This window comes from Hydrogenivirga sp. 128-5-R1-1 (assembly GCF_000171895.1).
Map to the genome: position 1 here is coordinate 1 of NZ_ABHJ01000026.1, position 6,672 is coordinate 6,672.

The following is a 6,672-nucleotide window of genomic DNA, read 5'->3' on the forward strand; positions in this document are numbered from 1 at the left end:
CCTCCTTTTAGGTTTTTTTTAAATCAAAGTTAGAAGTATGTTTAAAGTTTATACTTCTGGAGGTGCTCTTTGAAGGAAGGTTCTTTTGAAGTTTTTAGATTTTAAATTCTCTTTTAAATTGAAAAAATATTTGGATTTGTAGATTATAGGTTTTTCTTTTATAGAAACGTTAATAGTTATCGTTTTTTCATCATCAACTCCAGAAACACAAACAGGACAGTCTGGATGATATGAAAAATCAGAATGAAAATGGAAAATTATTGAATATAAAGAAAATACTATAACTATGGAAAATAACTTTTTTATCATCTATCAGTTTCACCAACTACTGGGTCTAAACTTCCAAGTAGAACCACAGCATCAGCTATTGTTCTACCCTTTATAAGCTCTGGGAATATTTGAAGGTTGTAAAAAGCCCCAGACCTTATTCTTGTTCTGTAGGGTCTGCCCTCTCCTTTACTTATTATGTAAAATCCAAGTTCTCCCCTTGGGTTTTCTCCTGATAGATAAACCTCTCCTTCTGGTGCCTGCTCACCGTATATTCTAAGATTAAAATCTTTTACCATTGACTCTATTGAAACAAAAGTTTCATCTAAAGTAGGCAGAACATAAGGATTATCTGTTGCTATATGCTTATCATCTTTTAATTTTTCTAATTTTTCTACACACTGCTTTACAATATTTAAGCTCTGTCTCATTTCTTCCATTCTAACCAAATATCTATCGTAAGAATCTCCAACAGTGCCGAGTGGTATTTCAAAATCAACTTCATCATATTTGTCTGTAGGCTGTATCATTCTTATATCATAAGCAACTCCTGAAGCTCTTGCTACAGCACCTGTAAGCCCGTAATTATAAACATCTTCTTCTTCAATAATTCCAACGCCAACATTTCTTTTAAGCCATACTCTATTTTTTGTAAGAATAGTTTCATATTCTTCAAGTTTTGTTGGGAAATCTTTTATAAAGTGATTAATTACATCCAGTGCACCTTCTGGAAGGTCAAGTCTTACTCCGCCTATTCTGATATAAGAAGAATTCAGCCTTATCCCTGCTATACCTTCTATAATATCCATTATTTTTTCTCTTTCTCTGAACGTGTAGAGAAATATAGTTAAAGCCCCAAGGTCAAGGGCATAAGTACCAAGCCAGAGAAGATGGGAATTTATCCTTTGGAGTTCACACAGCATAGTTCTTATCCATTTTGCTTTTTCTGTAGGCTCAACGTTTAAAAGCTTTTCTACTGCATTCACATAAGCAACATTACTACAGATAGCAGATATATAATCCATCCTGTCTGTATATGGTATAAACTGGGTATATGTTATATTTTCAGCTATTTTTTCTACTCCCCTGTGGAGCTGGCCAAGGATAATATCGCAGTTTTTGACCTTTTCTCCTTCCAAATCAAACAAAAACCATATTGTTCCATGAGTTCCCGGATGTAAAGGTCCCCAGTTTAAAACTATCTGAGCTTTTTTTTGAATTCTCTTTCTTTCTGTCTCTTCCAAATCTTCCATAGTAGGAATAGCTGTGTGATATTCTTCGTAATCATGGCTGGGCGTACTTCCAGGTTTTTCATTTAAAGATGGTAGATATGTATCTTTTATTCCTTCAATTGGAAAATCTTTTCTTAGCGGGTAATAAGGGTATCCTTCCCACATGAACATTCTTACAAGATTTTCATGTCCTTCAAACTGGATGCCAAACATATCATAGGCTTCCCTTTCAGCCCATTTTGCACCTTTCCACAAACCTGTTAAAGAAGGAAGTCTTTCATTTTCTGCCCATGTTTTTATGCAAATTCTTTTTTTTAGCAGAGGAGAATAAAGGAAATACACACCTTGAAAGCGTGGTTTATGTAGTGGATAGTCTACCACTGTAAAATCTATGAACATTTTAAACTGAAGGTCAGGATTATCTTTTATTTCTTTTAAAAAACTTAAAAGTTCAGTTTTACTTATTTCAAAAAAGGGAAGTTTATCACTATCTGTAAATTTTAAAGACTCAAAATTATCCCCTATAAAAGCAATATCATCCCATTTAGCCCAGAGCAATTATCAAACTCCGTTAAGTAAAGCTTAAAGCTTTACTTGTTAATGGGAAAAGAAGGCTCTGCTTTTTTTATCGGAATTTCTTTGAACTCTTTTCCTTCTCTTTTAGCCTTTATTTTCTTCTGAAGCTCTAAAATTCCCCAAAGCAATGCCTGCGGAGTTGGAGGACAGCCAGGAACGTACACATCAACAGGAATAATTCTATCCACACCTTGAAGTGTAGAATATGTTGGAAATGGTCCTCCTGCTGATGCACATCCACCCATTGATATTACCCATTTAGGGTCAGGCATCTGGTCATATATAAGTTTAAGCATTGGAGCAACTTTATTTACTACGGTCCCTGCAACAATCAATACATCTGACTGTCTTGGAGAGCCCCTAAATATTATCCCAAGCCTGTCAGTATCAAACCTTGATGCTGCTGTGTGCATCATTTCAATAGCACAGCAAGCAAGCCCTATTGATACAGGCCATAGAGAATTTCTTCTTCCCCAGCTTAAAACTTCTTCTGCTGTTGTTAATATTATTCCATTGTTGTTCATTATTGCCATGATAACGCTCCTTTTTTCCATGCATAAATAAATCCAAATATAAGTATTGTTAAGAATAAGAACATCTCAACAAAAATAAGTCCTGCATTTATGCTAACAAAAGTTTTGTAAACTACAGCCCATGGAAATACAAAAGCTGCTTCAAGGTCAAACAATACAAGAAGAAGACCAAGCAAATAGTATTTTTGGTCTAATGTTGTTTGGGCAGTTTTATCATAAAGAGGAACTCCACATTCATACGGATAGTCTTGAAGAGGGTCAGGTACTTTAGGAGCTATTAATCTATTAATAACTAATAAAGCTACCCCAACTATTGTCGCTGCTATAAAAAATATTACCAGGGAAAAATATCCGTCCATTTTCCTCTCCTAAATCAAACACCGTTTTATTATGGATAATAAAAATACCTTATAATTTTTTACATTTCAAGATTTATTTTTCTTTAATTACTTCATAAAGCTCAACTGTAGGTCTTCCGGTAAACCACTCTTTAGGTGGAGGATTTTTGTGGGCTTCTTCAAAAGCTTTACTTTCAGTATATTTTCTAAAGCTTTCCATATCCTTCCAGTAAGTTTCTATTATGAAAACATTATTTTTATTTCCTGGTGGAAACTCTTTTGGCTCTAAAATATTCATTTTTATAAAACCTTCTTGCTCGGTTAAGCCTTTTTCTCCAAATTCTTTTTTTGCTCTTTCTGCAAAATCTTTTGCATATTCTGGATTTATTGGAAACTTAGTCATTACTACAATCATTCCTCATCTCCTCCTTTTTTAACTTCTTTGTAAAGATAAGCAAATAATGTTCCTATAAATACTGCAACCATACTGTAAATAAAAATTGCTTCAATTGTATAAGGCGTCATTTTATTCCTCCACAGTTTTAATCCCGCTAAGTCTTAAAAGTGCATTTATATCAGGTTCTCTCCCAGCAAAACTTTTAAATATTTCAGCAGCCGGCTTACTTCCACCTTTAGTTAAAACCTCTTCATAAAAACTATCAGCTATTTCATCATTGTATATGCCGTTGTCTATAAACATAAAATATGCGTCAGCAGATAGAACTTCAGCCCATTTGTAGCTATAATATCCAGCAGCATATCCACCTGCAAAAATATGTGAAAAAGACCATTGGAACTTATTGTAAGAAGGTGGTTTTATTACTGCCACTTCCTGCCTTACTTTATCAAGTATTTCCTGAACCTGCTTAGCATTATATTTATCTAAGTGTATTAACATATCAAAAAGTGCAAACTCAAGCTGTCTAACCATTGCAAGGGCAGATAAGAACGTTTTTGTATTTTTAAGCCTGTTTATCATATCATCAGGCATCGGCTGTCCTGTTTTATAATGCTTTGCAAACGTTTTTAACACTGAAGGCTCATATGCAAACTGCTCTAAAAACTGGGAAGGAAATTCAACAGCGTCCCACTCAACACCAGATGTTCCACTTACAGATGCTTCTTCCACCTGACTTAAAAGATGATGAAGGGCGTGTCCCATTTCATGGAAAAGTGTTTCAACATCATAAGGTCTTAGTAAGGAAGGTACATCCTTTGAAGAAGGCGCAAAATTACAAACTATATACGCTACAGGTAGAACTTTTTCTCCTTCTAAGTTTACATAGTGTGGTATCCATTCATCCATCCATGCCCCGTCTCTTTTGCCTTCCCTTGCTTCCAAATCCATATAAAGTCTTCCTATAAGCTGTCCTTTTCTATAAAGATGGAAGACGTCTACTGTTTCATCCCAAACTGGAGCATCCACTTTTTCAAATTCAAGTTTAAAAAGCTTATTTAGAAAGTTAAAAAGTCCTTCTATAACTTTTGACTTTTCAAAGTAAGGTTTATACTCTTCATCATTCACATTTATTTTTTCCTTTTTTAGTTTTTCCGACCAGTATGCAAAATCAAATGCTTCAATTTTTTCATCAAACCCTTTAGATTTTGCAAACTCTTGAAGCTCTTCAAACTCTTTTTCTGCCTGAGGTTTGCTTTTTTCTGCTAAAGTTCTTAAAAACTCAATAACTTCTTCTGGAGAATTTGCCATTTTCTTTGCAAGTGAAAGCTCAGCATAATTTTTAAACCCAAGTAAATTTGCTTTTTCGTGTCTTAAAGCAAGAATTTCTTCAAGTATTTTGTCATTTTCAGGAGCTCTTGTTGTATAAGCTTTGTAAAGCTGTTCTCTTTTTTCTCTATTTGAGCCGTAGGTCATATATGCTATGTAAGATGGCTGGTGAAGTGTAAATCTGTAAACGGTTTTTCCATCTTTTTCTATAGTGGCTGTTTTAAGGTCTGTTTCAGGAAGTTCTTTAACATCTTCAAAATCTTCTATTATCATTTCATAGGCGTTAGTCGCATTTAAAAGATTTTGTGCAAAGCTGTTTTGAAGTTCTGAAAGCTTAATATTGATTTGCTTAACCTTTTCTCTCTTTTCTTCTTCAAGTCCAACACCTGAAAGTTCAAAATCTTTTATTGAGTCTTCAAGTACTTTAAGTTGTGCATAAGTTAGATTTTCTTTCTCATTTTCATAAATTTCTTTAAATGCTTTATAAATCCTTTCATCCTGTCCTAAATTTGTATAGTACTCTGTTAAAACAGGAAGAAGTGAAGAATAAACTTCCTGTGTTTTTGGAGAGTTTTTAACATAATTTAAATGGGCAATCGGCTGGAAAAATTCTCCAAGTTTTATATTAAGCTCTTCATAAGGCTTAACAAAGTTTTTATAGGTCTTATTTTTTATTTTTAAAAGCTCTTCAATTTTCTTCTTATTTTCTTCTATCTGGCTTAAAACCTTTTCTTTAAGCTGGTCTAAATTTTCATCACTATATATAAATTCTGGAAAACTCATTGTTCCTCCTTTAGGTTATCTTTAATTTATGGGCTTTTCCTATTATTTCTAAAATATGTTTATACCCTTTTTTATTCAAATGATTTTTAAGTCCTTCTATTACTTTCAATGGAGAATATGGGTCGTAAAAGTTTGCCGTTCCTATCTGAACTGCAACAGCACCAGCTAAAAAGTGCTGAAGTGCATCTTCTGCTGTAGTTATTCCGCCAACTCCTATAATAGGAACGGCGCTTCCATATTTTTCAAAAACCTGATATATCATTCTTACTGCAACTGGAAGTATTGCAGGTCCAGAAAGACCACCAGTTTTTGTTGCAAGTATAGGCTGTTCTTTATTTACATCTATTGCCATACCAAGAAGGGTATTTATTAAAACAAGTCCGTCTGTTTTTGCTTCAACACAGGCCTGTGCTGTTTGGGTTATGTCTGTAACATTTGGGCTTAGTTTTACAAGTAGTGGTTTACTTGTAATTTGTTTTAATTTATAAACAAGGTTGTACAGAGTATCTGGGTCAGAGCCAAAGGCTATACCACCTTTTTTTACGTTTGGACAGGAAACATTAAGCTCTAAAGCATGAACACCTTCTGTTTTATCTAAAAATTCTCCAACTTTTAGATATTCTTCTTCATCTTCTCCAAAAACGTTTGCAATTATTATGGTGTCATATTTTCTCAGTTTTGGGAGTATATTTTTTGAAAAATACTCAACTCCCGGATTTTGAAGACCTATTGAGTTTAGCATTCCAGCAGGAGTTTCAACTATCCTTTGAGGTGGGTTTCCAGTTCTTGGTTTATATGAAAGTCCTTTTACTACCATTGCCCCAAGTTTTGAAATATCGTAAAGATTTTCAGCCACTTCAAGACCGTAAGAAAAACATCCTGAAGCAGTCCATACTGGATTTTTAAACTTTATTCCAAAAAGTTCATAAGACAGGCTGTCTTCTAATGGTTTTACTATTTTTTCCACTTCTTTTTTTATAACCTCCAGTATAAAAAGCCTTCTTTTTTAGCTTTTTCTTTATTATACAACCCTTTAATATCTATTAAAACAGGGTTTTCTCCCATAATTTTTTTATATTTTTTAAAATCAAGTTCCTCAATAAAAGGCTTGTGCTTTACAGCAACGATAACTGCGTCATAAGGAGCTTCTTTTTCAATATTATCTAAAAGCTCTATACCATATTCTTTCTTCACTTCATCAGGATATGCAAAAGGGT

At 33.8% G+C, this 6,672-nt stretch carries 8 protein-coding genes; all 8 read right to left on the reverse strand.

The features are described 5' to 3' along the window. Positions 1 to 48: 48 nt before the first annotated feature. The gene (locus tag HG1285_RS17575) at positions 49 to 309 is read right to left on the reverse strand and encodes a hypothetical protein (protein ID WP_032496787.1); all 261 of its coding nucleotides are present in this window, start codon (positions 307 to 309) and stop codon (positions 49 to 51) included. Continuing rightward, entirely contained in the window at positions 306 to 2,024 is a 1,719-nt protein-coding gene (nuoD, locus tag HG1285_RS06395) for an NADH dehydrogenase (quinone) subunit D (protein ID WP_232219496.1), read from the reverse strand. The genes HG1285_RS17575 and nuoD overlap by 4 nt, the downstream gene beginning before the upstream one ends. A gap of 65 nt (positions 2,025 to 2,089) precedes the next feature. Further along, positions 2,090 to 2,611: an NADH-quinone oxidoreductase subunit B gene (locus HG1285_RS06390; RefSeq protein WP_232219497.1), complete on the reverse strand. Its 522-nt coding sequence runs from the start codon at positions 2,609 to 2,611 to the stop codon at positions 2,090 to 2,092. Then, positions 2,599 to 2,967, reverse strand: a complete 369-nt coding sequence (gene ndhC, locus HG1285_RS06385) for an NADH-quinone oxidoreductase subunit A (protein WP_008288149.1) — start codon at positions 2,965 to 2,967, stop codon at positions 2,599 to 2,601. Before ndhC ends, HG1285_RS06390 begins: the two co-directional genes overlap by 13 nt. A gap of 73 nt (positions 2,968 to 3,040) precedes the next feature. Beyond that, positions 3,041 to 3,361: an antibiotic biosynthesis monooxygenase gene (locus HG1285_RS06380; RefSeq protein WP_008288150.1), complete on the reverse strand. Its 321-nt coding sequence runs from the start codon at positions 3,359 to 3,361 to the stop codon at positions 3,041 to 3,043. A gap of 111 nt (positions 3,362 to 3,472) precedes the next feature. Continuing rightward, positions 3,473 to 5,455 (reverse strand): M3 family metallopeptidase, encoded by a 1,983-nt coding sequence (locus HG1285_RS06375; protein ID WP_008288152.1) that lies wholly within the window; start codon positions 5,453 to 5,455, stop codon positions 3,473 to 3,475. 10 nt (positions 5,456 to 5,465) lie between these two features. Further along, entirely contained in the window at positions 5,466 to 6,422 is a 957-nt protein-coding gene (locus HG1285_RS06370; RefSeq protein ID WP_008288153.1) for a dihydroorotate dehydrogenase, read from the reverse strand. Between the two features lie 8 nt (positions 6,423 to 6,430). Further along, the coding region (locus HG1285_RS19735; RefSeq protein ID WP_008288154.1) for a UDP binding domain-containing protein at positions 6,431 to 6,672 on the reverse strand (242 nt) is incomplete at its 5' end.

Coding starts and splice junctions, on each gene's coding strand:
- HG1285_RS17575 (WP_032496787.1), bottom strand. CDS start 309: ATGATAAAAAAGTTATTTTCCATAGTTATAGTATTTTCTTTATATTCA.
- ndhC (WP_008288149.1), bottom strand. CDS start 2,967: ATGGACGGATATTTTTCCCTGGTAATATTTTTTATAGCAGCGACAATA.
- HG1285_RS06380 (WP_008288150.1), bottom strand. CDS start 3,361: ATGATTGTAGTAATGACTAAGTTTCCAATAAATCCAGAATATGCAAAA.
- HG1285_RS06375 (WP_008288152.1), bottom strand. CDS start 5,455: ATGAGTTTTCCAGAATTTATATATAGTGATGAAAATTTAGACCAGCTT.